Annotated in this window: 21 protein-coding genes; 19 read left to right on the plus strand and 2 right to left on the minus strand. The window is 71.5% G+C overall.

What is annotated here, in order from left to right:
* Window positions 1-153 precede the first annotated feature (153 nt).
* The 16 genes from ACH4K4_RS10795 (at window position 154) to ACH4K4_RS10870 (ending at window position 19,305) form a co-directional block, all read left to right on the plus strand.
* Window positions 154-1,008 carry a bifunctional methylenetetrahydrofolate dehydrogenase/methenyltetrahydrofolate cyclohydrolase gene (locus tag ACH4K4_RS10795; RefSeq protein ID WP_398166374.1) on the plus strand — a complete coding sequence of 285 codons (855 nt, stop codon included), beginning with the start codon at window positions 154-156 and terminating at the stop codon, window positions 1,006-1,008.
* 50 nt (window positions 1,009-1,058) lie between these two features.
* Window positions 1,059-1,487 carry a DUF3017 domain-containing protein gene (locus ACH4K4_RS10800; RefSeq protein ID WP_360136449.1) on the plus strand — a complete coding sequence of 143 codons (429 nt, stop codon included), beginning with the start codon at window positions 1,059-1,061 and terminating at the stop codon, window positions 1,485-1,487.
* Window positions 1,488-1,591: 104 nt separating this feature from the next.
* Entirely contained in the window at window positions 1,592-2,833 is a 1,242-nt protein-coding gene (locus ACH4K4_RS10805; RefSeq protein ID WP_398166375.1) for an NADP-dependent isocitrate dehydrogenase, read from the plus strand.
* A gap of 246 nt (window positions 2,834-3,079) precedes the next feature.
* Window positions 3,080-4,363 carry a helix-turn-helix domain-containing protein gene (locus tag ACH4K4_RS10810; RefSeq protein ID WP_398166377.1) on the plus strand — a complete coding sequence of 428 codons (1,284 nt, stop codon included), beginning with the start codon at window positions 3,080-3,082 and terminating at the stop codon, window positions 4,361-4,363.
* A gap of 423 nt (window positions 4,364-4,786) precedes the next feature.
* Window positions 4,787-5,776: a malate dehydrogenase gene (locus tag ACH4K4_RS10815; RefSeq protein WP_398166379.1), complete on the plus strand. Its 990-nt coding sequence runs from the start codon at window positions 4,787-4,789 to the stop codon at window positions 5,774-5,776.
* A gap of 214 nt (window positions 5,777-5,990) precedes the next feature.
* A complete protein-coding gene (locus tag ACH4K4_RS10820) occupies window positions 5,991-7,814 on the plus strand; it encodes a hypothetical protein (RefSeq protein WP_398166381.1) in 1,824 nt (607 codons plus the stop codon).
* Window positions 7,801-8,178 carry a hypothetical protein gene (locus ACH4K4_RS10825; RefSeq protein ID WP_398166382.1) on the plus strand — a complete coding sequence of 126 codons (378 nt, stop codon included), beginning with the start codon at window positions 7,801-7,803 and terminating at the stop codon, window positions 8,176-8,178. Before ACH4K4_RS10820 ends, ACH4K4_RS10825 begins: the two co-directional genes overlap by 14 nt.
* Window positions 8,179-8,180: 2 nt before the next feature.
* Complete coding sequence (locus ACH4K4_RS10830) at window positions 8,181-9,044, plus strand: hypothetical protein (protein ID WP_398166383.1); 864 nt, start codon at window positions 8,181-8,183, stop codon at window positions 9,042-9,044.
* A gap of 289 nt (window positions 9,045-9,333) precedes the next feature.
* Window positions 9,334-10,842 (plus strand): aldehyde dehydrogenase family protein, encoded by a 1,509-nt coding sequence (locus tag ACH4K4_RS10835; protein ID WP_398166385.1) that lies wholly within the window; start codon window positions 9,334-9,336, stop codon window positions 10,840-10,842.
* Between the two features lie 58 nt (window positions 10,843-10,900).
* Window positions 10,901-12,442 carry a GMC family oxidoreductase gene (locus ACH4K4_RS10840; protein WP_398166387.1) on the plus strand — a complete coding sequence of 514 codons (1,542 nt, stop codon included), beginning with the start codon at window positions 10,901-10,903 and terminating at the stop codon, window positions 12,440-12,442.
* Window positions 12,442-13,572 (plus strand): glycine betaine/L-proline ABC transporter ATP-binding protein, encoded by a 1,131-nt coding sequence (locus tag ACH4K4_RS10845; RefSeq protein WP_398166388.1) that lies wholly within the window; start codon window positions 12,442-12,444, stop codon window positions 13,570-13,572. Before ACH4K4_RS10840 ends, ACH4K4_RS10845 begins: the two co-directional genes overlap by 1 nt.
* Window positions 13,572-13,826 (plus strand): hypothetical protein, encoded by a 255-nt coding sequence (locus ACH4K4_RS10850; protein ID WP_398166389.1) that lies wholly within the window; start codon window positions 13,572-13,574, stop codon window positions 13,824-13,826. The genes ACH4K4_RS10845 and ACH4K4_RS10850 overlap by 1 nt, the downstream gene beginning before the upstream one ends.
* Entirely contained in the window at window positions 13,823-15,814 is a 1,992-nt protein-coding gene (locus tag ACH4K4_RS10855; protein WP_398166390.1) for an ABC transporter permease, read from the plus strand. The genes ACH4K4_RS10850 and ACH4K4_RS10855 overlap by 4 nt, the downstream gene beginning before the upstream one ends.
* Before the next feature lie 2 nt (window positions 15,815-15,816).
* Window positions 15,817-16,803 carry an ABC transporter substrate-binding protein gene (locus ACH4K4_RS10860; RefSeq protein ID WP_398166392.1) on the plus strand — a complete coding sequence of 329 codons (987 nt, stop codon included), beginning with the start codon at window positions 15,817-15,819 and terminating at the stop codon, window positions 16,801-16,803.
* 118 nt (window positions 16,804-16,921) lie between these two features.
* Window positions 16,922-18,610: a sensor histidine kinase gene (locus tag ACH4K4_RS10865; protein WP_398166393.1), complete on the plus strand. Its 1,689-nt coding sequence runs from the start codon at window positions 16,922-16,924 to the stop codon at window positions 18,608-18,610.
* Window positions 18,607-19,305 carry a response regulator gene (locus ACH4K4_RS10870; protein ID WP_398166395.1) on the plus strand — a complete coding sequence of 233 codons (699 nt, stop codon included), beginning with the start codon at window positions 18,607-18,609 and terminating at the stop codon, window positions 19,303-19,305. Before ACH4K4_RS10865 ends, ACH4K4_RS10870 begins: the two co-directional genes overlap by 4 nt.
* Before the next feature lie 24 nt (window positions 19,306-19,329).
* Here the strand turns inward: ACH4K4_RS10870 and ACH4K4_RS10875 are convergent, their stop codons facing one another.
* Window positions 19,330-19,998, minus strand: a complete 669-nt coding sequence (locus ACH4K4_RS10875) for a GNAT family N-acetyltransferase (RefSeq protein ID WP_398166397.1) — start codon at window positions 19,996-19,998, stop codon at window positions 19,330-19,332.
* 17 nt (window positions 19,999-20,015) lie between these two features.
* On the opposite strand from ACH4K4_RS10875, the gene ACH4K4_RS10880 reads away from it, so the two are divergent.
* Window positions 20,016-21,167 (plus strand): trypsin-like serine peptidase, encoded by a 1,152-nt coding sequence (locus tag ACH4K4_RS10880; RefSeq protein ID WP_398166399.1) that lies wholly within the window; start codon window positions 20,016-20,018, stop codon window positions 21,165-21,167.
* A 60-nt stretch (window positions 21,168-21,227) separates the two neighbouring features.
* Here ACH4K4_RS10880 and ACH4K4_RS10885 read toward each other — a convergent pair whose 3' ends face one another.
* Window positions 21,228-22,577, minus strand: coding sequence for a tetratricopeptide repeat protein (locus ACH4K4_RS10885; RefSeq protein WP_398166400.1), 1,350 nt, complete (start codon window positions 22,575-22,577; stop codon window positions 21,228-21,230).
* A gap of 127 nt (window positions 22,578-22,704) precedes the next feature.
* Here ACH4K4_RS10885 and ACH4K4_RS10890 point away from each other — a divergent pair, with 127 nt between their 5' ends.
* Window positions 22,705-22,959: a hypothetical protein gene (locus ACH4K4_RS10890; protein ID WP_398167157.1), complete on the plus strand. Its 255-nt coding sequence runs from the start codon at window positions 22,705-22,707 to the stop codon at window positions 22,957-22,959.
* 425 nt (window positions 22,960-23,384) lie between these two features.
* Window positions 23,385-23,828: a glycine-rich domain-containing protein gene (locus tag ACH4K4_RS10895; protein ID WP_398166402.1), complete on the plus strand. Its 444-nt coding sequence runs from the start codon at window positions 23,385-23,387 to the stop codon at window positions 23,826-23,828.
* Window positions 23,829-23,860: the final 32 nt, after the last annotated feature.

A 23,860-nucleotide genomic window follows, 5' to 3' on the forward strand; every position in this document is an offset into this window, starting at 1 on the left:
AGTCAAGAGGCTGTTGCGTTGTGCAAGCGCAATGATCGAATCCGGGAATGCATTTCGGTCATCTCCGGTCATCGCTCTTGTCAGCGGCCATAGCGCGCTCCGATAGCGCGCCCTGATTGGAACGGAAGTGGCCTCATCCGGGAGGATGGGGGTATGAGCGCCCAGATTCTCGATGGCAAGGCCACCGCCGCCGCGATCAAGTCCGAACTCGCCGTCCGCGTGGAGGCACTGAAGGCCAAGGGCGTCACGCCCGGCCTCGGCACCCTCCTGGTCGGCGACGACCCGGGCAGCCGCTGGTACGTCAACGGCAAGCACCGCGACTGCGCCCAGGTCGGCATCGCCTCCATTCAGAAGGAACTGCCGGACACCGCGACGCAGGAGGAGATCGAGGCCGTCGTACGGGAGCTGAACGAGGACCCGGCCTGCACCGGCTACATCGTCCAACTTCCGCTGCCCAAGGGCATCGACACCAACCGCGTCCTGGAGCTGATGGACCCGGCCAAGGACGCCGACGGCCTGCACCCGATGAGCCTGGGCCGCCTGGTGCTGGGCGTCGAGGGGCCGCTGCCGTGCACCCCGTACGGCATCATCCAGCTGCTCCGCCACCACGGCGTGGTGATCAACGGGGCGCACGTGGTCGTGGTCGGCCGCGGCATCACCGTCGGGCGCTCCATCCCGCTGCTGCTGACCCGCAAGTCCGAGAACGCCACCGTCACCCAGTGCCACACCGGCACCCGCGACCTGGCCGCGCAGCTCAAGCAGGCGGACATCATCGTGGCCGCCGCGGGCGTGCCGCACATCATCAAGCCGGAGGACGTCAAGCCGGGCGCCGCCGTCCTGGACGTCGGCGTCAGCCGGGACGAGAACGGCAAGATCGTCGGCGATGTGCACCCCGGCGTCGCCGAGGTCGCGGGCTGGATCTCGCCGAACCCGGGCGGCGTCGGCCCGATGACCCGCGCCCAGCTGCTGGTCAACGTCGTCGAGGCCGCCGAGCGCGCCGCAGGCTGAGACCGCCACCGACGCAGCACCGGAACGGATACGGAAAGGGACTGCCACCCATGAGTGCCGAAGCGCACGCGGACGGCGCCTCCGAACCGCAGCGGCCCTCGCGCCGCTTCCCGCGGATCACCACCGACACCGCGCGGCCGGAGGGCGGCGGCCGCACCGCCCCCGGCAGCGCCGCGCCGCCGGCCCGGCAGTGGCCGCTGCTGGCCGTCATGGGCGGCGTGGCCCTCGGCCTGCTCGTCGTCGCCCTCGACGGCTTCCGTATCGGGACGCTCCTGATCGGCCTGTCCCTGCTGGCCGGGGCGGTGCTGCGCCGGGTGCTGCCGAAGGTGGGCATGCTGGCCGTACGGTCCCGGTTCACGGACATGGCGACCTACGGCGGGCTGGGCCTGGCCATCGTCCTGCTCGCCCTGATGGCGCAGCCCAAGCCGTGGCTGAAGATCCCGTTCCTGGACGACCTGGTGCACTTCACGGTCTGGTGAGCCGGGGCGCCGCGCGGCTCGCCCACGCCATTCGCGTGACGTCCGCCCGCGCGCCGCCCTCAGGGGCGGCCGGGGCGTACCGCGGCCGAGTAGCTTGGCGCCCCATGGCCAAGATCAAGGTTGCCCAGCCCGTCGTCGAGCTGGACGGCGACGAGATGACCCGCATCATCTGGTCCTCCATCAGGAACCGGCTGATCCTGCCCCACCTCGACGTCGAGCTGGACTACTTCGACCTGGGTATCGAGAACCGCGACGCCACCGGCGACCAGGTCACCGTCGACGCCGCGCACGCGATCGAGAAGCACGGGGCCGGCGTCAAGTGCGCCACCATCACCCCGGACGAGGCGCGGGTCGAGGAGTTCGGCCTGAAGGCGATGTACCGATCGCCCAACGACACCATCCGCGACATCCTCGGCGGCGTCGTCTTCCGCGAGCCGATCATCATGGCGAACGTGCCGCGCCTGGTCCCCGGCTGGACCGAGCCGATCGTCGTCGGCCGGCACGCCTTCGGCGACCAGTACCGCGCCACCGACCTGAAGGTCCCGGGCCCCGGCACCCTCACCCTGACCTACACGCCCCGCGACGACGGCGACCCGGTCGAGCTGGAGGTCCACGACTTCCCCGGCCCCGGTGTCGCGCTCGCCATGTACGACCACGACGCGTCGGTCCGCGACTTCGCGCGCGCCTCGTTCCGCTACGGCCTGGCCCGCTCGTACCCGGTGTACCTGTCCACGAAGAACACGGTCCTCAAGAAGTACGACGGCCGGTTCCGCGACCTCTTCCAGGAGGTCTTCGACGCCGAGTTCAAGGCCGACTTCGACGCCCGGGGCCTGACCTACGAGCACCGGCTGATCGACGACATGGTCGCCGCGGCCCTCACCTGGCCGGGCGGCTACGTCTGGGCCTGCAAGAACTACGACGGGGACGTCCAGTCCGGCGTCGTGGCGCAGGGCTTCGGCTCGCTCGGCCTGATGACCTCGGTCCTGATGTCGGCCGACGGCCGGACCGTCGAGGCCGAGGCCGCGCACGGCACGGTGACCCGGCACTACCGGCACCACCAGCAGGGCAGGCCCACCTCGACCAACCCGATCGCCTCGGTCTACGCCTGGACCCGCGGCCTGGCCCACCGCGGCGAGCTGGACGGCACCCCCGAGGTCACCCGCTTCGCCCGGACCCTGGAGCGGGTCTGCGTGGAAACCGTCGAAGGCGGCCGGATGACCAAGGACTTGGCCCTGCTCGTCTCGGAGAACCAGCCCTACCTGTCCACGGAGGAGTTCCTCGACGCACTCGACGTAGGGCTGCAGAAGGCGATGGCCGACGAGTGCTTCCCTTCCGAGGCCCCCTGAAGGTCCAACTGAGGCCCTGCGCGGCCCTGTGAGGCGAGCGCGCGGAAGTGTACGGGGGTGCACAACCGCGTGTCCGCTGCCCTGATGCTCTCCTGCGCCCCTGAGATGGGAACTGGCATCCTGGCTCTGAGCATCCCTGTGAGTAACCACCGGAGCGGGCGGCGGGGGGTCTGTTCCGGCGGGCGAGTGAACGTAAGGGCACTGAACGGGCGCAAGCAGGCGCATACGGGGGGTTAGGGGGAGGCAATGCCTCGCTGGAGGGCGCTACCGGAAGAACTCGATCCGCAGGTGAAGGAGTTCGCCAGTCAGCTGCGCAGGCTCGTGGAGCGCAGCGGTCTGAGTGTGGCCGCCGTCGCGGACCGTACCGGCTACAGCAAGACGTCGTGGGAGCGCTACCTCAACGGGCGGTTGCTGCCGCCGCAGCGCGCGGTGGTGGCGCTGGCCGAGGCGACCGGCGCGCACGCCGGGCACCTCACCACGATGTGGGAGCTGGCCGAACGCGCCTGGAGCCGTTCGGAGATGCGGCACGACGTCACCATGGAGGCGATCCGGGTGGCGCAGGCGCGGGCCGCGCTGGGGGAGTTCGGCCCCGCCCCGGACAAGGCGAAGTCCCGTACCAAGGAGAAGGCCAAGGAACGGGGCAAGGACAAGTCCCAGGACCGCAAGCCGGACCAGGGGCGCGGCGACGAGCTGCCGTCCAGCGCGGACTTCCCCGGCCTGACCGTGCCGCCCAAGCCCTCGCCCGCCCCCTCGGCCCCGCCTGCCCCTCCCGCGCCACCGGCCATGCCGCCGCCGGAGCCCGCCGCCGGAGCAGCGGCGCCGCCCGCGGACGGGAACGGCACCGACCGGCCCGACCGTGCGGCGTGGCCCCGCATGGCCGACTACGGGGGCGCGGACCCCGCCGGCCAGGCCCCCCGGTACGACACCCCGCGGGCCGAGGCCGCCGGTCCGGCCGCCCCCGGCCCCGGCGCCGCCCCCGCCACCGACGCCGCCGACCGGCAGCTGCGCCGCCGTCGCATCACGATGTTCCTGGCCGGTGTCGTCGGCGCGCTGCTCGTGATCGCCGCCGCGGTGCTGCTGCTGGACGTGAACGCCAAGGAAGGGGGCAAGCAGGCCGCGCCGACGGCGTCGGCGTCCGCGAGCAAGAAACCGGTGCTGCCGGCCGGGGTGAAGTGCGCGGGGGCGGACTGCGCGGGCAAGGACCCCGAGGCGATGGGGTGCGGCGGCCGGAACGCCGACAGCACGTCGCGCGGTACGGCCGGGCGCTCCCTGGTCGAGGTGCGGTACAGCAAGGTGTGCGGCGCCGCCTGGGCCCGTGTCACCGGAGCGGCGCCCGGCGACCGGGCTTCCATCAGTTCGGCGGGCCGTACGGAGACGGCGAAGGCCGGGCAGGACGGCGACGCGTACACCGCGATGGTCCCGGTGACCGGGGACCCGGCGAAGATCACGGCGTGCGGGACCACCGTGACGGGCGTGAAGGGCTGCACGAAGCCGGTACCGGCGGGCTCGGGCCGTTCCGCCGGAAGGTGAAGTGACCCGGAGGCGGCGGGGCCCGTGCCCGGTACCGGCCCCTCCGTCCCGGGACGAACGCCGCGAACCGGTCGCTGCGAGAAGGGCGGCACGGCGGTGGATTGCGCGCGCGAATCCGGGGCAGGGGCATAACCAACCCCCCACGGGTGCGGCACCATCAGGCGGCCGTCCGCGCTCCCCCCTCCTTGAGCGGACGGCCGCCCGGCACGCACCCGCGGGGGCCCGCGAACGGCCCGCCCGTCCGGTTCCGGCCGGCCGGTGAGGCGTTCCACACCGGCCCGGCGACCGGGCGGGGCGGCGGTCCGATAGCCTGACGGCCGGGTCTCTCGATACCAAGAGATCTCGGTAAACGGGCAGGGGTTCCCGCCGCCACCTATGCGGTAAGGGGGCTTGCCCCCAGAAAACATCGCGCAGGAGATCGCCATGACCCGCACTCCCGTCAATGTCACCGTCACCGGCGCGGCCGGTCAGATCGGTTACGCCCTCCTCTTCCGCATCGCCTCCGGTCATCTGCTCGGCGCGGACGTGCCGGTCAAGCTGCGCCTCCTGGAGATCCCGCAGGGCCTGAAGGCCGCCGAGGGCACCGCCATGGAGCTCGACGACTGCGCCTTCCCGCTGCTGCGCGGCATCGACATCTCCGACGACCCGAACGTGGCCTTCGACGGCGCGAACGTGGCCCTCCTCGTCGGCGCCCGCCCCCGTACCAAGGGCATGGAGCGCGGCGACCTGCTGGAGGCCAACGGCGGCATCTTCAAGCCGCAGGGCAAGGCCATCAACGACCACGCGGCGGACGACATCAAGGTCCTGGTCGTCGGCAACCCCGCCAACACCAACGCCCTGATCGCCCAGGCCGCCGCCCCGGACGTACCGGCCGAGCGCTTCACCGCGATGACCCGCCTGGACCACAACCGCGCCATCTCGCAGCTCGCGCAGAAGACCGGCACCCCGGTCTCCGAGATCAAGAAGCTGACGATCTGGGGCAACCACTCCGCGACCCAGTACCCGGACATCTTCCACGCCGAGGTCGCCGGCAAGAACGCCGCCGAGGCCGTGAACGACCAGGCGTGGCTGGCCGACACCTTCATCCCGACCGTCGCCAAGCGCGGCGCCGCGATCATCGAGGCCCGGGGCGCCTCCTCGGCCGCCTCCGCCGCCAACGCCGCCATCGACCACGTCCACACCTGGGTCAACGGCACCGCGGACGGCGACTGGACCTCCATGGGCATCCCCTCGGACGGCTCCTACGGCGTCCCGGAGGGCCTGATCTCCTCCTTCCCGGTCACCACCAAGGACGGCAAGTACGAGATCGTCCAGGGCCTGGAGATCAACGACTTCTCGCGCGAGCGCATCGACGCGTCCGTCAAGGAGCTGGCGGAGGAGCGCGAGGCCGTCCGCGGTCTCGGTCTCCTCTGACCCCGGACAGCACGCGCGTCCGCTGACGCGCCCCGCACGGCCGGAGCCCGTACGGAACCCTCGGGGGACCGTACGGGCTCCGTCGTTGTGTCACACCTTGGTGTGATCTTCCGGGTCTACTCCTGGCACGGCTCACCGGCCTCATTTATGCTGCGGCGTTCGTGACACACAACCCACCCGCCCCCACGGGTGGTTGGTGCCTGGGGGGAATCAGGTGACACACACGTACGTGCCGCAGCAGTCCGGCCCGCAGGACGGCCCGCGCGCCGCGGGGCCACGGCACCCCGGCGCCAGCGAGGCCACCCGGCTCCTGTGTGCGGGCACCTACCTCGACCCCGCCTACCGCGACGCGGTGATCGACGAGCTGTACGTCCACGAAGAGCGCCTCGCCGCCCCGTCGCTGGGCTGCGACGCGGCCCGCGTGCTGGCCCACGCGCTGCGCGCCCGCCGCATCGAACTGGCCTGGGCCGCCGCCGTACTGCTCCTGTGGATCGTGTCCGTCCCGCTCTCCTCCGGGCTGACCCTGCTGTACCTGCTGCCGGTCCTGCTGCTCTCGCTGGCCACCTTCGTACGGGGCCGCGCCGCACGGCCGCCCTGGTACCGGCGGGCCGCCGGCTGGCTGCTGCGCTGGTACGGGCGCTTGAGCGCGCTGGGCGTGGCCGTGGCGCTGCTGGCCATGGTGTTCGGTGGCGACGACTCCGGCGGGTCCGCGTACGACTCCTCCGGAGGCTTCCCCGGCCCGTCCGACAACCCGCTGACGCTGTTCCTGCCCGCCGGACTCCTCGGTCAGGGCACGATCGCGGCACAGCCGCTCCACGCCTGGCTCGCCCTGGCGCTCCCCGCCCTCCTGGCCTGGGCCGTCGGCGCACAGCACGGCCAGATCGCCAGGGTGCTGACCACCGAGCTGTCCCGGAGCCGGTTCCCGGACGCCGCCGCCGACCCCGCCGAACGGGCCGAGGGCGCCCGCTTCCAGCGGCTGCGCCACCGCATCCGTACCGAACAGCACGGCCCGCTGGTCATGTACCGCGCGGCCGACCCGTTCTGCGGCGCGGGCACGCCGTACGAGACCTGGTCGCTGTCGGTGGAGCTGCGACCGCGCAAGGACGCGGCGGCGGCCGCGGACGGCGACGCCGGCGGGCCGCTGCCGCTGGACAACGACACCGTCCTCCGGCGGATCATCCCCCTGGTCGCGGCGCTGCGCGAGCCCTCGGCACACGGCTCGCCGCAGGCCGCAGCCGCGGTCCGCGACCGGCTGCGCGAGCTGGAGATCGACGAGTGCGTCTTCCTGCCGGTGGCCGGGCTGCCGTCCAGGGCCGCCGCCCCGTACGGGCCCGGCGGCTTCGAGGAGCACCGGGCCGGCGCGGTCGAGGAGGGCGGCGAGACCCGGCGGCACTTCCTGCGCGTCCGCGTCGGCGGCTGGGGCGAGGGCATCGTCACGACGGTGTTCGTACGGGTCCACACACAGGGCAACATGCTCATGCTGGAGGTCGCGCCGCACGTCCTGTGGCCCGTACGGGCCCTGTACCGCGAAGCCGACCGGATCGCGCACCGCTACCGCCACAACAACCCCTTCGGCAAGGCCGTGTGGGCACTCGCCCGGACGCCGCGCTCCGCCGGGCGCGCCGTGGTGAGCCTGTGGCGCGGCTTCGTGTCCACATGGGGCATGCTCACCGGCGGCCACCGCGGCGCGCTGCCGGACGGCCCCGCGGCCTCGGTCCGCGAACTGGGCTCCGACGGCGACGCCTCGCTCTTCCAGGAGATGGACGTCACCCGCTACCTGAAGAGCATCCAGGACCGGGTGGCGAGCGGCGTGCGGCTGGCGCTGCACGAGGCGGGCTGGCAGACCGACGAGTTCGAGCAGCGGATCGTCAACGTCGGCAACGGGGGCGTCTTCATCGAGTCCGCGCACGGCGCCGTCGGCATCGGCGACCACAACACGATCACCGGCAACGGCTTCGGCGGCGGGGGCACAATCGTGCCGGAGGCCGGAGCGTACGGCACAGCGGACGGACGGGGAGGCAGAGATGGCAAGCTCTGACGAAGGCAACCGCGGCATCCACATCGGCGAGGTGCACGGCGCCTTCGCCATCGGTGACAACAACACGGTCACCCACAACGAACACGCGCCCGGCCACCCGGGCACCGACCCCGCTCAGGAGGAACTGCTCGCCGCCGTACGCCAGTTGCGCGCAGACCTCGCCAGGGTCATCGAAACGCCGCAGGTCACGCTGCTCAGCGCCGAACTGGCCGACGCCCAGCAGGAGATCGAGACCGGCGGCCGGACTGCCCCGGGCCGGCTGGACCGGCTGCGCGTGGCCCTCTCCGACGCGGGCGCCGTGACCGGCATGCTGGCGTCCGGCGCCGCCGTGGCCCAGGCCGTGGCCGGGCTGCTGGGAGGGTGAGCATGAGCGAGCAGGGCCACGGCGCGGCCGGTGTGCGCTGGAACGACGAAGCCCAGTGCTGGGACACCGGCGGCCCCGCCCCGGCGCCGTACACCGACCCGCTGCCCCCGAAGCCGGGCTTCGTCCCCGACCAGGGACCGGTGCCCCCGCCCGGCGATGCCGGGGCACCGCCTTCCCGCCGGACCGCCTGGTCGGCGCCCGTCGTCGTCGGCGCGGCGGTCGCCGTGGTGGCCGCGGGCTTCGGTGGCGGATGGCTGCTGTGGGGCGGTGACAGTGGCGCGGTCCGCGCCGAGGACCCCCGGTCGCCGGCCTCGGCGTCCGCCGGGACCCCGGGCCCGCACGAGGCGCCGGGGACGGGCGACGTACCGGCCGGCTCCGCCACCGGCGGCCCGGCCTCCGGCTCGCCCTCGGGCGCGCTCCCGGCCGGCTACCGGCTGGCGCGGGACAGCGCGGGCTTCACCCTCGCCGTACCGGAGAACTGGCAGCGCTCCGCACGCAAGGACGGCGTCTTCTACACCGCCCCCGACGAGCGGTACCTCCTCCAGGTCTTCGAGATCACCGAACCGGACATCACGCCGTACGAGGCCCTCAAGGCCACTTCCGAGAGCCTGGCCGACAAGCCCGGCTACGTGGAGATGAGCCTCGGCCCCGTCGGCGACGTCGGCGTCGGCTCCGGCGCCACCGAGCTGGTGTACGCCTACGACAGCGAAAAACTCGGCGTCCGCGCCCGCGTCACGGACCGCGCCTTCACCGTCCCCGACGGCCGCCAGTTCGCCGTCCTCGTCCTCGGCCCCGACGCCGAATGGCCGGCCCAGGCCCGTATCCAGCGCACCGCCCTGGAGCACTTCGCCCCACGCGGCTCCTGAACGGCGGCACCCGGCGCGACCGGGTGCGCGCCCTGGCCCATCGCCTGACCACCGGCCCGTCAGGCGTACGCCGGACCGGGTGGAAGGGGCCGAATGGTGGGTTTGAGGGGGGTGGGGTGGGGCCAGTGACCCGATGCGAGGGCGGCAAACCTGTATTCAGGGGGCTGGAGGAGTGAGTCGGGTCACTTTCCGCGAACGTTTCGGCATAGGTAAAGGGGTTCCGGGGAGGGGTCCTCGTTGCTGGTGTGAACCAGTGGCAGCAAACCGGTAGTCGAAAGGCAGAACAGACGTGTCGGCAAACGAGACGATTCACGTAGACGGGGTGTGGCGCTCCGCCGTATCCGGCGCCACCCGGGAGGTCCTGGACCCCGCCGATGCGAAGACGCTCGAAGTCGTCGCCGAGGGCGGCGCCGAAGATGCCGACGCGGCGGTCGAGGCCGCGCGCCGCGCGTTCGACGGCGGGGCGGGCCAGTGGCCCCGTACCCCGGTCGCGGAACGGGCCGCGCTGCTGCGGCGGGTCGCGGACCTGCTCCAGCGGGACCGCGAGGAGATCGCCCTCATAGAGAGCCGGGACACCGGCAAGACCCTCGAAGAGGGCCGGGTGGACGTGGACGACGTCACCAACGCCTTCCGTTACTTCGCCGACTTGGTGATGAACGAGAGCGGGGGGCGCGTCGTGGACGCGGGCAGCCCGGACGTGCACAGCGTCGTCGTGCACGAGCCGGTCGGCGTCTGCGCGATGATCACCCCCTGGAACTACCCGCTTCTGCAGGCGAGTTGGAAGGTCGCTCCGGCGCTCGCCGCGGGCAACACCTTTGTGATCAAGCCGAGTGAGGTCACTCCGCTCTCGACGGTGTACCTCGTCAAGCTGCTGGTCGAGGCCGGGCTGCCGGCCGGGGTCGCCAACATCGTCACCGGCGCCGGCCTGCCGGTCGGCCAGCGGCTGGCCGAGCACCCGGATGTGGATCTCTTCTCCTTCACCGGTGGGCTGGTCAGCGGCACGAAGGCCGGTTCGGCCGCCGTCGCGGGGGCCAAGAAGATCGCGCTGGAGCTGGGCGGCAAGAACCCGAACGTCGTCTTCGCCGACTCCTGCGCCACCGACGAGGGCTTCGACACCGCCGTCGACCAGGCGCTGAACGCCGCGTTCATCCACAGCGGCCAGGTCTGCTCGGCGGGCGCCCGCCTGATCATCGAGGAATCGGTGCGGGACCGTTTCGTGGCCGAACTGGCGCGCCGCGCCGAGAAGATCAAGCTGGGCCGCGGCACCGCCGAGGGCGTCGAGTGCGGCCCGGTCGTCTCGCAGCAGCAGCTGGAGAAGGTCGAGGCGTACGTGGCCTCCGCCCTCCAGGAGGGCGCCCAGCTGCGGTGCGGCGGCCGCCGTCCCGAGCCCAGCGACGTCCGCCCGGCCACCGGTTACTTCTACAGCCCGACCGTCCTGGACGGCTGCCACCGCGACATGAAGGTGATCCGCGAGGAGACCTTCGGGCCGATCCTGACCGTGGAGACGTTCACGACCGAGGACGAGGCCGTCGCGCTGGCCAACGACACCGAGTACGGCCTGGCCGGCGCCGTCTGGTCGGCCGACACCGCCCGCGCGCGCCGGGTCGCCGCCCGCCTGCGGCACGGCACGATCTGGATCAACGACTACCACCCGTACCTGCCGCAGGCCGAGTGGGGCGGCTTCGGGAAGTCCGGCATCGGCCGGGAACTGGGCCCCGCGGGTCTGGACGAGTACCGCGAGAGCAAGCACGTTTACGAGAACCTGCGGCCGGAGCCGGTCCGCTGGTTCGCGGGCTGAGGGCCCGTCTGTTCACCGCACCACGCTCGCACGAACCTTGCAGAAGGAGTACCACCTCATGCCCGTGTACGACTACGTGATCGTCGGCGGTGGGACCGCCGGATCGGTGATCGCCTCCCGGCTCACCGAGGACCCGGACGTCCGGGTCGCCGTCATCGAGGGCGGCCCGTCCGACATCGACCGCGAGGACGTGCTGACGCTGCGCAAGTGGCTCGGCCTGCTCGGCGGCGAGCTGGACTACGAGTACACGACCACCGAACAGCCCCGCGGCAACTCGCACATCCTGCACAGCCGCGCCAAGGTGCTGGGCGGCTGCTCGTCGCACAACACCCTGATCTCCTTCAAGCCGCTGCCGTCCGACTGGGACGAGTGGGAGGCGGCCGGCGCCACCGGCTGGGGCGCCAAGGACATGGACCCCTACTTCGGCAAGCTGCGCAACAACATCGTGCGGGTGGCCAAGAAGGACCAGAACCAGATCGCCACCGACTGGATCGAGGCCACCAAGAGCGCGCTCGGCGTGCCCGAGGTCGTCGGCTTCAACGACCAGCCGTTCGACGAGGGCGTCGGGTTCTTCGACCTGTCGTACCACCCGGAGAACAACAAGCGCTCCTCCGCCTCGGTCGCGTACCTGCATCCGCACATGGAGGCCGGCGACCGCCCCAACCTCACGCTGATGCTGGAGACCTGGGCGACGAAGCTGGAGCTGGACGGCACCACCGCCAAGGGCGTCCACGTCCGTACCAAGGACGGCGAGGAGGTCTACGTCGAGGCCGCGCGCGAGGTGCTGGTGTGCGCCGGCGCGGTGGACACCCCGCGGCTGCTGATGCACTCGGGCATCGGGCCGAAGAAGGACCTGGAGGCGCTGGGCATCGACTGCAAGGTCGATCTGCCGGGCGTGGGCGAGAACCTGATCGACCACCCGGAATCGGTGATCGTCTGGGAGACCGACGGGCCGATCCCGGGGAACTCCGCGATGGACTCCGACGCGGGCCTGTTCGTCAAGCGGGACCCGGACCACAAGGGCCCGGACCTGATGTTCCACTTCTACCAGATCCCCTTCACCGACAACCCGGAGCGGCTGGGCTACGAACGCCCCGAGCACGGTGTGTCGATGACGCCGAACATCCCCAAGTCGCGGTCGCGCGGGCGCCTCTACCTCACGTCCAAGGACCCCGAGGTCAAGCCCGCGCTCGACTTCAAGTACTTCATGGACGAGGACGACTACGACGGCAAGACCCTGGTGGACGGCATCAAGCTGGCCCGCAAGGTCGCCGAGGCGGAGCCGTTCAAGAAGTGGCTCAAGCGCGAGGTCTTCCCCGGCCCGGAGGTGACCGAGGACGAGGAGATCAGCGAGCTGGTCCGCAAGGCCGCGCACACCGTCTACCACCCGGCCGGCACCTGCAAGATGGGCGCCAAGGACGACAAGCTCGCGGTCGTCGACCCCGAGCTGAAGATCCGCGGCCTGTCCGGCATCCGGATCGCCGACGCGTCGGTCTTCCCGACGATGCCCGCCGTGAACCCGATGATCGGCGTGCTGATGGTGGGGGAGAAGGCAGCCGAGCTGCTGGTTGATTCCCCGACCCGGGGAGGTGGTGCGTGATGGCCGCCGCCGCCCCCGAAGCCGGTATACCCCAGCCCCGCGAGGCCGCCGACAAGCTGACGGCCGAGGACGCCCGGGACCCCCGGGACGTCGTCTTTTCCGTCCGCAACCTGTGGAAGGTCTTCGGCCCGAAGGCCGAACGCGTCCCGGAGGACGCCGAGCTGACCGGCCTGTCCGCGCGCGACCTGCGCGAGCGGACCGGCTGCACGGCCGCCGTCCGCGACGTCAGCTTCGACGTCCACAAGGGCGAGGTCTTCGTCGTCATGGGCCTGTCGGGCTCCGGCAAGTCCACCCTGGTGCGCTGTCTGACCCGGCTCATCGAGCCGACCAGCGGCGGCCTGGACATGGACGGCGAGGACGTCCGCGCCATGGACAAGACGCAGCTGCGCGAGCTGCGCCGCCGCCGCGCCGCCATGGTCTTCCAGCACTTCGGCCTGCTGCCGCACCGCTCGGTGATCGACAACGTCGCGTACGGCCTGGAGATCCAGGGCATGTCCCGCGCCGAACGCCGTGAGCGCGCCGCCGAGATGGTGGAGAAGGTGGGCCTCGCGGGGCTGGAGAACCGCCGCCCCGGACAGCTGTCCGGCGGCCAGCAGCAGCGCGTCGGGCTCGCCCGCGCGCTCGCCGTCGACCCCGAAGTCCTGCTGTTCGACGAGCCGTTCAGCGCGCTTGACCCGCTGATCCGGCGGGACATGCAAGAAGAGGTCGTCCGGCTGCACGAGGACGAGGGCCGCACGATGGTCTTCATCACGCACGACCTCGCCGAGGCCCTGCGCATCGGCGACCGGATCGCCCTGATGCGGGACGGGAAAATCGTTCAACTCGGCACCCCCGAGGAGATCGTGGGCTCCCCGGCCGACGAGTACGTCCGCGACTTCGTCCAGGACGTGCCGCGCGAACAGGTGCTGACCGTACGGCGCGCCATGCGCCCGGCCGAGGCCGGCGAGGCGGAGGAGGGGGCCGCGCTCGCGCCGGACACCCTGGTCTCCGACGCGATCGAGGCCGTCGCCCGCTCCGGCGGCGCGGCCCGCGTGATGGACGGCAAGCGCTGCCTGGGCATCGTGGACAGCACCTGCCTGCTCAACGTCGTCGCCCGCATAGACGCCGGCCGGGGCGAGGTGGCCGCCTGATGTCCGCACATTCCAGTACCGCCAACGCCGCCGCCGTGGCGGCCGGTTGGCCACCGACCCGGCGGCCGGTACGGGTCGCCCCCGCCCAGGTGCGGACGCTCCAGCCGCCGACCCGGGACCGTACCCGGCAAGCCCCCGCACCCCACTCCCTGACCGGCCGGCTGCGTGCCGCCGTACGGCACCGCTGGCACGAGGCCCAGCGCGCCGCGGCGATGAACGCGGTGGCCGGCACGGTGAAGCGGGGGCGCGCATGACGGCCGCCACCCCCACCGCACGCACCACCGCCGCGCCCGACCAGCAGGGCGCTCTCCAGGCCGCCCTCCAGAGCCGCGGCCTGCGCAAGATCCTCGTCCTCGCCGTCGCCGCGGCGGTCCTCGTACCGCTCGCCCACGCCAAGTGGTCCAGCGGCACCTGGCCGGGCGACCTGACCGTCGACCTGACCGGACCGCTCGGCAGGACCAGCGACTGGATCATCGACAACCGCGACAGCCACCCGCTGTTCGTGTACTTCCTCGGCCACCTCAGCAACGCCGTCGTCATCTCCGTACGCGCCGTCTACCAGCTCCTGCTGCTGCTCGGCTGGACCGGTGTCACCGCCGGCGTCACCCTCGTCGCCTGGCGCGTCGCGGGCCTGCGCATCGCCGCGACCGCGCTGGTCTCCTTCGCCGTCAGCGGCGTCCTGGACATGTGGCTGCCGACCATGCAGACCCTCGCCCTGATGATCGTGGCGGTTGTCGCCTCGGTCGTCGTGGGCGCGCTGCTGGGACTCGCGGGCGGCCTCTCCGAGCGGCTGTTCAAGATCCTGCGGCCGGTGCTGGACACCATGCAGGTGCTGCCGGCCTTCGCGTACCTGCTGCCCGTCGTGCTGGTCTTCGGCATCGGCGTGCCCGCGGCGCTGCTGGCCACCGTCGTGTACGCGGCCCCGCCGATGGCCCGGCTGACCGCGCTCGGCCTGCGCGGCGCGGACCCCGGCGTGCTGGAGGCCGTCTCCTCGCTCGGCGCGACCGGCCGGCAGCGGCTGCTGACCGCCCGCCTGCCGCTGGCCCGCAAGGAACTGCTGCTCGGCCTCAACCAGACGATCATGATGGCGCTGTCGATGGCCGTCATCGCGTCGATGATCGGCGCCGCCGGCCTCGGTGACCGCGTGTACCAGGCGCTCGCCTCGGTGGACGTCGGCGCCGCGCTCGCCGCCGCCGTGCCGATCGTGCTGCTGGCCATCGTCATGGACCGGACGACCGCCGCCGCCGGCGAGCGGATGGGCGCCGACCCGGCCGCCCGCGGCCCGAAGCTGCTGCGCGGCCGGCGCGCCTGGGCCGGCATCGCCGTTCTCACCGCGCTGGTGACCGCCGCCGGCCGGCTGGCCGGCTCCACCATCTGGCCCTCCGGCTGGACGGTGGCCATCGCCCGCCCGGTCAACGACTTCAAGGAGTGGATGGTCGACCACCTCTACTCCGGGGTCCCCGTCGTCGGCGGTACCGCCGACTGGGCCGCGCACTTCACCTCCTGGGTCCTGGACCCGCTGCGCGACGGCCTGACGGCGCTGCCCTGGTGGGGCGCGCTGCTGATCGTCGCCGCGCTGGCCTGGCTGATCGGCACCTGGCGCACCGCGCTGACCGCGACGCTCGCGATGGCCGCCATCGGCGTCCTCGGCGTCTGGAAGCCGTCCATGAACACCCTCTCCCAGGTCCTCGCCGCCCTCGTGGTGACCCTGGTGCTGGGCTTCGGCGTCGGCATCCTCGCCGCGGGCAGCAAGCGCCTGGAGGCGATCCTGCGCCCGGTCCTGGACGTCATGCAGACCATGCCGCAGTTCGTGTACCTGATCCCGGTGGTCGCGCTGTTCGCCGTGGGCCGCGCCCCGGCCGCTGCCGCCGCCGTCGTGTACGCGCTGCCCGCGGTCATCCGCATCACCACCCAGGGCCTGCGGCAGGTCGACCCGGCCGCGATGGAGTCCGCCCGCTCGCTGGGCGCCACCCGCTGGCAGACCCTGCGGCAGGTGCAGCTCCCGCTGGCCAGGCCCGCGCTGCTGCTGGCCGTCAACCAGGGCGTCGTCCTCGTCCTCGCGGTCGTCATCATCGGCGGCCTGGTGGGCGGCGGCGCGCTCGGCTACGACGTGGTCACCGGTCTCGCCACCGGCAACCTGGCCCTGGGCCTGGTCGCGGGCGTGGCCATCGTCTGCCTCGGCCTGATGCTCGACCGGGTGACGCAGCCGACGCAGCGCCGTACGGCGGGGAAGGGAGCCTGACCATGACCCGTACCCGTATACGCGTTGCCGGGGCCGCCGCGCTGGCGGGGGCGACGCTGCTCGCCCTCTCCGGCTGCGGCAAGGCCGACATGACCAAGCAGGGCTCGCCCTTCCAGGCGCCGGGCGGCGCCAAGTCCGTGACGCTGTCCACGCAGACCTGGGTCGGCGCGCAGGCCAACGTGGCGGTGGCCAAGTACCTGCTCGAACACGAGCTGGACTACCACGTCGACACCGTCCAGGTGGACGAGATCCCGGCCTGGGACGCGCTCAGCCAGGGCCGGGTGGACGCGATCCTGGAGGACTGGGGCCACCCGGACCAGGAGAAGCGTTACATCAAGGACAAGAAGACGATCACGGCGGGCGGCGGCAACGGCGTCACCGGCCACATCGGGTGGTGGGTCCCCAAGTACTGGGCCGACAAGCACCCGGACGTGACCGACTGGAAGAACCTCAACAAGTACGCCGACCAGCTCCGCACCTCCGAGAGCGGCAGCAAGGGCCAGCTGATGGACGGCTCGCCGTCCTACGTCACCAACGACAAGGCGCTGGTGAAGAACCTCAAGCTGGACTACGAGGTCGTCTTCGCGGGTTCCGAGGCGGCGCAGATCACCCAGATCCAGCAGTTCGCCAAGCAGAAGAAGCCGTTCCTGACGTACTGGTACGAGCCGCAGTGGCTGTTCAACCAGGTGCCGATGGTGGAGGTCAAACTCCCCGAATACACCGACGCCTGCGCGGAAAAGGGCGCGAAGGACCCGACGACCGTCGACTGCGCCTATCCGACGACGCCGCTCCAGAAGTTCTTCAACACCGACTTCGCCAAGGGCGGCTCCGCGGCCGCGGCGTTCCTGAAGAACTTCCACTGGACGAAGGAAAACCAGAACGAGGTCTCCGAGATGATCGCCTCCGACGGGCTGTCCGCCGACGAGGCGGGCAAGCGCTGGGTGGCGAAGCACCCGGAGGTCTGGAAGAAGTGGCTGCCCAAGAAGTAATTCCGGGAAGCGCTTCCGGACGAGAGCCGGGCGGGTATGTCTTCGGGCAGACCCGCCCGGCTTTTCCTCCTCCTCAAGGTGCAGCGGTTTCGGTACCGGCGTACGGATAATCGGGGACATGCCTTTCACGCCGCCGCCGACGGCCCCGCCGTACGACGCCGACCGGCCGCGCCGGCGCAAGAGGCGCCGTCTGCTCCTCCTTCTGGAGGTGGTCGGGGGATTCGGCTATCTCGGCCTGCTCGGCCCCTATTCGTTCGGGTACTTCGAACTGCTGCCGGCCGAGAAGAAAATCGCCCTGTGCGCCGTCGCGGCCCTGCTGCTGCCCGCTCGCCGGCGCTTTCCCGTCACCGTTCTGCTGGTCCTCGCCGCGTTCGCCGGCGCTCTGCCGGTGGTCGGGATGATGACCGCCCTCGTCGCCTACGACGCCATCCGGCGCATCGACGACCCCCGCCGCCGCACCGTCGTCCTCCTCACCGCGACGGTCATTCCCCTGCTCACCGCCATCGTCGGCACGGTGTGCACGGGCTACGAGAGCTGGCGCTTCGGCTTCGCCCAGGGCGCCGTGGTCGGCGGCGTCGGCATCCTCGTCCCCGGCCTGGTCGGCAGCTCGCGCGGCCAGCAGGAACGCCTGCTGGTGGCCCTGCGGGAGCGGGCCGCCGCCGCCGAGGAGGCCCGGCGGCTGGTCGACAGCGCCTCCCGCGTCGAGGAGCGCTCCCGTATCGCCGCCGAGATGCACGACCTGGTGGGCCACCGGCTCAGCCTGATCTCGCTGCGCAGCGGCGGCCTGGAGATGGCCCTCGCCTCGAAGGCGCCCGAGCTCCAGGAGGAGGCCGCCCAGGTACGGGCCGCCACCCGGGACGCCATGAACGAACTGCGCGGCGTCCTCGGGGTCCTCGGGCCGCTGGGCCGCGACACCGGCACCCAGGCGCTCACCGACGCCACCGGCACCCGCTCCGACATCGCGGCGCTGGCCGAGGAGTCCCGGGCCGCGGGCATCCCCGTCTCCGTCCGCTGGCAGGGCGCCGACCTGGACGGGCTGGAGCCGCGGGTCCGGCGCGCGGTGCACCGCGTGGTCCGCGAGTCCCTCACCAACGTCCACCGGTACGCGGCCGGCGCGGCCGTCGAGCTGACCGTGGAGCACACCGCCGACCGGGTACGGGTGACGGTACGCAACGGGGCGCCCCCGAAGCTGCCGGAGGCCACCACCGGCCTCGGCACCGGCCGCGGGCTGACCGGGCTGCGCGAGCGGGTCGGCCTGCTCGGCGGCGAGCTGCGGGCGGAGCCCACCGGCGTCGGCGGGTTCCTGGTGCGGGCGACGGTCCCCGCGCACCCGGCCTCCCCCTCGGCGTCCGCCGCCGGGGAACCGTACGCGCCACCCGCCCTCCTGGCCGCCGAGGGGCGGCAGCCCGGCGCGCTGCCCGGCGTGCTGCGCCACCTGCCCGGCCTGGCGACCGGTGTCCTCGGGCTGGTGGGGGTGGGGACGATGCTGGCGCTGGGGCTGAACCTGGTGCAGAGTTCGCGCGAGCCGGAGCCGATCTCCGAGCGGAGCATCCACGTCGGCATGACCCGGCACGACGTCGAGTCCGCTTTTCTGTACGACAGCGCCCTGGCCCGCGCCGCGGCCGAGGGCCACGAGCCGCCCAGGCCGCCCGGCACGGACTGCCTCTTCCCGTACAACTCCGACGAACCGGAGAACGGGCGGATCGAACTCAGCCGCTACTGTTTCCGCGGCGATGTCCTGACCGATATTGACAAGTTCTGGGTGCCGGTTGCGCCTGGACCGACTGATACGACGGAGGGTCCATGACCGCCGACGCCACCCCTGCCGGGGCACGCCCCGCCATCCGGGTCCTGATCGCCGACGACGAGGAAATGATCCGGCACGGTGTCCGCCTCATCCTGCGGCACGCCGAGGACATCGACGTCGTCGCGGAGGCCGCCAACGGCGCCGAAGCGGTCGACATGGCCGCGCGGCAGCCCGTGGAGGTCGCCCTCGTCGACATCCGGATGCCGGTGCTCGACGGCCTCGCCGCCATCGAGCAGCTCGTCGGGCTCGACCCCAAGCCGCAGGTCGTCATGCTCACCACCTTCGGCGACGAGGAGAACGTCACCCGCGCCCTCCAGGCCGGCGCCAGCGGCTTCCTGCTCAAGGACGAGGGGCCGCAGGAGCTGATCAGCGCCGTACGGGCCGCCGCGGCCGGCGACGCGGTGCTCTCGCCCGGCGTCACCGGCCATGTCGTCAAGCGGATGCTCCAGGGCAGCGGCCGCGTCGGCCCGGCCGGCGGACAGCGCCCCGACGAGCGGCTCGCCGCGCTGACCGACCGGGAGCGGGAGGTGCTGGCGATGCTCGGTGAGGGCCTGTCGAACCTGGAGATCGGGCGCCGCCTGGAGATCGGCCTCGGCACGGTCAAGACGCACGTCGGCCGCATCCTCGACAAGACCGGAACGGAGAGCCGGGTACAGGCGGCACTGCTGGCACACCAGGCGGGCCTGGCACGCTGAGCCCCCGGCCGTTCCCGCAGCCGGTCAGGGCCGCCGGTCGGCACGCTCCAGAGCGTATTCCACCTCGCCGTGTTCCGATCCCGGGATGGGGTCGGGCCATTCCTCGAAAAAGGTGCGTACATACCGCAGGCCCGCTTTTTCCATGACGCGCCGGGACGCGGCGTTGACCGCCATGGTGGTGGCCGTCACGCGCCGTACACCGTATTCGGCGAACGCCGCACGGATCAGCGCGCGGGCCCCTTCGGTGGCGTAACCCCGGCCCCAGGCGGAGCGGCACAGCCGGTATCCGAGCTCCACTTCGCCGGGAATTCCCCGGTTCGTCGGAGTGAGTTCGAACCAGCCGACGAATTCCCCGGTGACCGCGTCCTCGGCGGCCCGGTAGCCGAGTTCCCCGCGCTCGCCGTGCCGGGCGAGCAGAACCGGCAGAGTCCTTTCGAGAACCTCGGCGCGCGGCACGGGCTTTCCGTCGCCGAGAAAGCGCATCACTTCCGGATCGCCGTCCAGCGCGACGATGTGCGGCGCGTCCGCTTCACCGAGCCACCGCAGCTGCAACCGCGGCGTCCGCAGGTCATGTTCCGGAAAAGAATCCACGGTGAGCGCAACCCCTCGTCGGTTACCGGACGTGTCGCACAGGCATAGTAGATGCGCCCCCGGCCGGGGGCATGTCAATAAATGACGCATCTCCGGACGCACCAGGGGGAAACCGCTCCATGTCTGCCATACGCCGTACCGCCGCGGCCGCCGCCGCGGTGGTCACGCTGCTCACCGCCGCCACCGCCTGCGGCCCGGCCGACGACAAGGCCGCCGCCGGGCCGGGAAGTTCGGCGTCCGCCGGGCAGGAGGGCGACGCGGGCGGACCCGACCTGCCGGACGGCCTGCCCAAGAACCTGGACGACCTCAAGAAGTGGGAGAAGGGCGGCTGGAAGGACTGGGACCGGTGGTCCCGCAAGGCGTCCGAGTTCGCCAACCCGATGATCAAGGACCTGTGGAACCCGTCGCGGATGGCCGAGGCGAAGACCACGCCGGACGTCACCACCCAGAGCGCCGGCGACGCGGGCGGCACCGACCCGGAACCGCGCCCGGTCCAGGCCCGGCAGGTGGCGCGCCCTTACCACCAGCACATGGCCCCCATCGGCAAGATCATGTTCGACAGCCCGCAGGGCCCGATGGTCTGCTCCGGCACCGTCGTCGAGGACCCGGCCCACCCCGGCAAGTCCAACCTGGTGTGGACCGCGGGCCACTGCGTGCACACCGGCAAGAGCGGCGGCTGGATGCGCAACATCGTCTTCGTGCCGTCCTACAACGACCAGGGCCTGCCGATGAGCCAGGTCGGCCGCGCCCCGGCACAGGAGGTCGCGCCGTACGGCGTCTGGTGGGCCGACTGGGTCACCACCTCCGGCGAGTGGATCGACATGGGCAGCACCAAGTCCGGCAACGGCGGCTCCGCGTACGACTTCGCCGTACTGCACGTCAAGCCGGAGCGGGGTGGCGGCAAGTCGCTCCAGGAGACCGTCGGCGCGGCGCTCCCGGTGTGGTTCGGCGCCCCCTCGGCCGACCGCGTCAACGGCCTCCAGGCATTCGGCTACCCGGCCGCACCCCCGTACGACGGCGCCCGCATGATGAACTGCCCCTCCCGCCCCGGCCGCCTCACGATGGCCCAGGGCACGCCCGCCATGTTCCGCATCGGCTGCACGATGACCGGCGGCACCTCCGGCGGCGGCTGGTTCACCAGCCAGGGCGGCCGCACCTACCTGGTCTCCAACAGCTCGATCGGCTCCCTGAACCACACCTGGCTCGCCGGCCCGCACCTGGGCGCGGAGGCGAAGCGCGTCTTCGACGGGATCAGCCGCAAGTTCGCGTGAACGGCGGGGCGCTGGACGCACGCGTCCAGGGCCGCGCCGTACCCGGTGCCATCAGCGGGACTACTTGAGCCGGGAGGCAAGCTGGGGCCCGACAACCCGCCGGCCTCTTTCGTGAAGCCCAAGAGCAGCGGCGTTCTTGAGATACGGGCGCAGCAGCACGAACATCCGCCGCATACGCTCATCGGCGCGGCCCGATTTCACCAACGGGTAGTCGTCCAAGGCCAAGTTCCATGTGTGGCACGCTGCCTCCAGGTGCCCGATCCGCAACTGACGTTCGGCGAGCAATCCGCGCCGATGCACCCGAGAACGCCTGTACACGCTGTGCCGTGTGCGGTCCGACTCTTCCAGCGCCGAAACCGCCCCTGTGTAGTCACCGAGCTCGAAGCGGACTTGGCTGATGTGGTAGTGGAGCGAGGCAGGATCGTAAGAGCCCAGCGCTTTGCCTCGTGATTCGGCCCGGTCCATCGCCACTTCCGCTTCCCGGATGTACCGCAAGGCGCCTGCCCGGTCCCCCGTTTGTGCCGACGCGTGCGCCTGCTGTCCCGCCAGAAAGGCGCGCATCCGCGGCCCCGCCTGCGGTGACGCGGCGGCAGCAGCATCGGCGAGCCTCGTCGCTTCCGACCCGTGCCCGAGGTCAACGGCTTGGACGCTCATGCCGCGGAGAGTGGTGCAGTACGTGAGGTGATCCTTTGCCGCCCCCGCAAGTTCAAGCGCTTTGAGGTAGTACTGCTGCGCCAACTGGTGTCTTCCCTCGTCCACGGCCATGTATCCAGTGAGGTAACACAAGTCGGACGCAGCGGAACGCATGGCGGTACGTACATCTTCCGGACCGTCTGCGCGCAGGGCGGGTACCACATGGTTGATCAGAAATGAGGCTGCCATCGGCCGGGCAAAGCGCCCGCCGAATTCGTCGTCCAAATCGCTGACGCGCTCTGTCCTAGCCGCGATCATCTGCACGTCGGCCATGCCGATACGCGCGGTCTTCCCGGTCCGTAGATCGTCCGCCCTGGCGACGACGTCCGGCCACCCAGGGACGGTCACGGCAACAGAGAACAGACCGGCACCGAGCACCCCACGCCGCGACGGATCCATGTCCATCCTCCCCAGCTCGTTCAGCCCTTCCACCGTACCTATCGTCTCGTACACGTGATCGGCTGGTGCGGGGAAACCCGCATCGGAGTGGGTGATTGGGCGATTCAGGCGACGGGCGAATGCTTCGACGACGAGGCGGCGTACCGACTCGCGCGGCACGGTTCCGCCCAACCAGTGATGTACGGCGCTGCCGTTGTACCGCAGGGGCGTGTTGCTCTCGGTGCCCACTCGGTTAACGGCTCGCGCGCACTGCTCAAGAGTCCAACCGCTCTCCGCGAACAGAAGTTGCAGATCGGCGTTCGGCGTCCGCTCGGCCATGTCAACTCCTGCTTTAAAGGCTTTAAACACGGGGCTCGAAGGCAACGGTACCGCCGTTGGCCGTAAGGGAGTTGGCTGGTCAGGTGACGACACGAAGGAAGGGTAAGTGATGACCTGCCACACCAGGATGGACACGGGGTCGAACGCCCCCGGACGAGGGAACCCGGCAAGGCGTACCACCTCTCACCGGACGCGCACTCCGGTCGTGGGTGTGCTGGTCAAGGACACTGCAACGTCCCGGACCGGCGAGTACCGCGACGTGGCCGGCGGCCGGTGGCTGCTGAGGCCTGTCGGAGGCGGGCGCGAGTGGGAGGCGGCCCCTGAGAACGTGCGGCCGGCGAGCCTTGACGAGCAGGAGTGCTGCCAGGTCGATCGGCAGTGAGACGCGGCTCCCCGGACGCGTCACGTGTCCTGGTCGACGACGTGCTTTCAGGTCGGCCTGGGGCGGTCTACTACCTGGGGTGCGTGCACGAAGTTGCATCCGGACCGTGCTGGCCCCGGTTTCCCCTCACAGAGGAACCGGAGGCCGCGGACGCATGGGCGGTGGACCACACCGGGGAGACGCACGGTATGCACACGCGGTGTGACGAGCACCGCCGACGGCCGCGCAAGACGTGCAGGCTCCTTGGGAGTGGCAATGGCTGAAACTTCCGCTCGCTGCCGGTGACGGTCCGCCTTCACAGCATTTCGCTCGCCGTGAGAGACCCGGCAGCGAGCGGGCTCCAACTCCGGGCGACTGCCCTCACCAGCGGGGCAATCGAGCGGCGCACGAAGCAGGATTCCACCGAAGAAAGAGGAGTACGAGAAATGGCGATGGTTGCAACCGAACGACGAACCGGCCGTGAACTGGTCGATGCTGGCCTGTTCGACAGCTTGGCCCGCTTCGTCGTCGTCCATGACGGCGAAACCCGCGAACGGGCAGAACGGATCATCGACCAGGCCGTTGCGTTTCTGGCATCGGTCGGTGGTACCGACATTCCCCTGGTCCCATCGGACGACGTGGACAAGGGACTGCACGCGTTCATCCTGCACACGCGGGAGTACGCCAGGTTCTGTGAGCAGAACAGCGGGCGATTTCTGCACCACACTCCGGCGGGGCCCGGCAAACTCGCCCGTTCGTTCGCCGCGGTGTCGGCGAGTGCGTGTGCCATGAAGGCGCGCGGGTTCTTGGTCCACGAGGATCTGTGGACCGTGCATGGGCTGTCGGCCGGCCTGTGCGACTCGGACGACGGTCGCCCCTACGCCGTCTAGTTCCATTTTCCAGGAGCCGAGCCGGCTCCCTT

The sequence above is a fragment of the Streptomyces sp. NPDC017529 genome, assembly GCF_044329785.1.
Taxonomy (GTDB): domain Bacteria; phylum Actinomycetota; class Actinomycetes; order Streptomycetales; family Streptomycetaceae; genus Streptomyces.

Excerpts from the sequence above, each read along its gene's own strand:
- ACH4K4_RS10860 (WP_398166392.1), top strand. The coding sequence starts at position 15,817 with ATGACCCGTACCCGTATACGCGTTGCCGGGGCCGCCGCGCTGGCGGGG.
- ACH4K4_RS10855 (WP_398166390.1), top strand. The coding sequence starts at position 13,823 with ATGACGGCCGCCACCCCCACCGCACGCACCACCGCCGCGCCCGACCAG.
- ACH4K4_RS10840 (WP_398166387.1), top strand. The coding sequence starts at position 10,901 with ATGCCCGTGTACGACTACGTGATCGTCGGCGGTGGGACCGCCGGATCG.
- ACH4K4_RS10880 (WP_398166399.1), top strand. The coding sequence starts at position 20,016 with ATGTCTGCCATACGCCGTACCGCCGCGGCCGCCGCCGCGGTGGTCACG.
- ACH4K4_RS10825 (WP_398166382.1), top strand. The coding sequence starts at position 7,801 with ATGGCAAGCTCTGACGAAGGCAACCGCGGCATCCACATCGGCGAGGTG.
- ACH4K4_RS10845 (WP_398166388.1), top strand. The coding sequence starts at position 12,442 with ATGGCCGCCGCCGCCCCCGAAGCCGGTATACCCCAGCCCCGCGAGGCC.
- ACH4K4_RS10805 (WP_398166375.1), top strand. The coding sequence starts at position 1,592 with ATGGCCAAGATCAAGGTTGCCCAGCCCGTCGTCGAGCTGGACGGCGAC.
- ACH4K4_RS10890 (WP_398167157.1), top strand. The coding sequence starts at position 22,705 with ATGGACACGGGGTCGAACGCCCCCGGACGAGGGAACCCGGCAAGGCGT.
- ACH4K4_RS10895 (WP_398166402.1), top strand. The coding sequence starts at position 23,385 with ATGGCGATGGTTGCAACCGAACGACGAACCGGCCGTGAACTGGTCGAT.
- ACH4K4_RS10885 (WP_398166400.1), bottom strand. The coding sequence starts at position 22,577 with ATGGCCGAGCGGACGCCGAACGCCGATCTGCAACTTCTGTTCGCGGAG.
- ACH4K4_RS10800 (WP_360136449.1), top strand. The coding sequence starts at position 1,059 with ATGAGTGCCGAAGCGCACGCGGACGGCGCCTCCGAACCGCAGCGGCCC.
- ACH4K4_RS10850 (WP_398166389.1), top strand. The coding sequence starts at position 13,572 with ATGTCCGCACATTCCAGTACCGCCAACGCCGCCGCCGTGGCGGCCGGT.
- ACH4K4_RS10830 (WP_398166383.1), top strand. The coding sequence starts at position 8,181 with ATGAGCGAGCAGGGCCACGGCGCGGCCGGTGTGCGCTGGAACGACGAA.
- ACH4K4_RS10870 (WP_398166395.1), top strand. The coding sequence starts at position 18,607 with ATGACCGCCGACGCCACCCCTGCCGGGGCACGCCCCGCCATCCGGGTC.
- ACH4K4_RS10815 (WP_398166379.1), top strand. The coding sequence starts at position 4,787 with ATGACCCGCACTCCCGTCAATGTCACCGTCACCGGCGCGGCCGGTCAG.
- ACH4K4_RS10865 (WP_398166393.1), top strand. The coding sequence starts at position 16,922 with ATGCCTTTCACGCCGCCGCCGACGGCCCCGCCGTACGACGCCGACCGG.
- ACH4K4_RS10795 (WP_398166374.1), top strand. The coding sequence starts at position 154 with ATGAGCGCCCAGATTCTCGATGGCAAGGCCACCGCCGCCGCGATCAAG.
- ACH4K4_RS10810 (WP_398166377.1), top strand. The coding sequence starts at position 3,080 with ATGCCTCGCTGGAGGGCGCTACCGGAAGAACTCGATCCGCAGGTGAAG.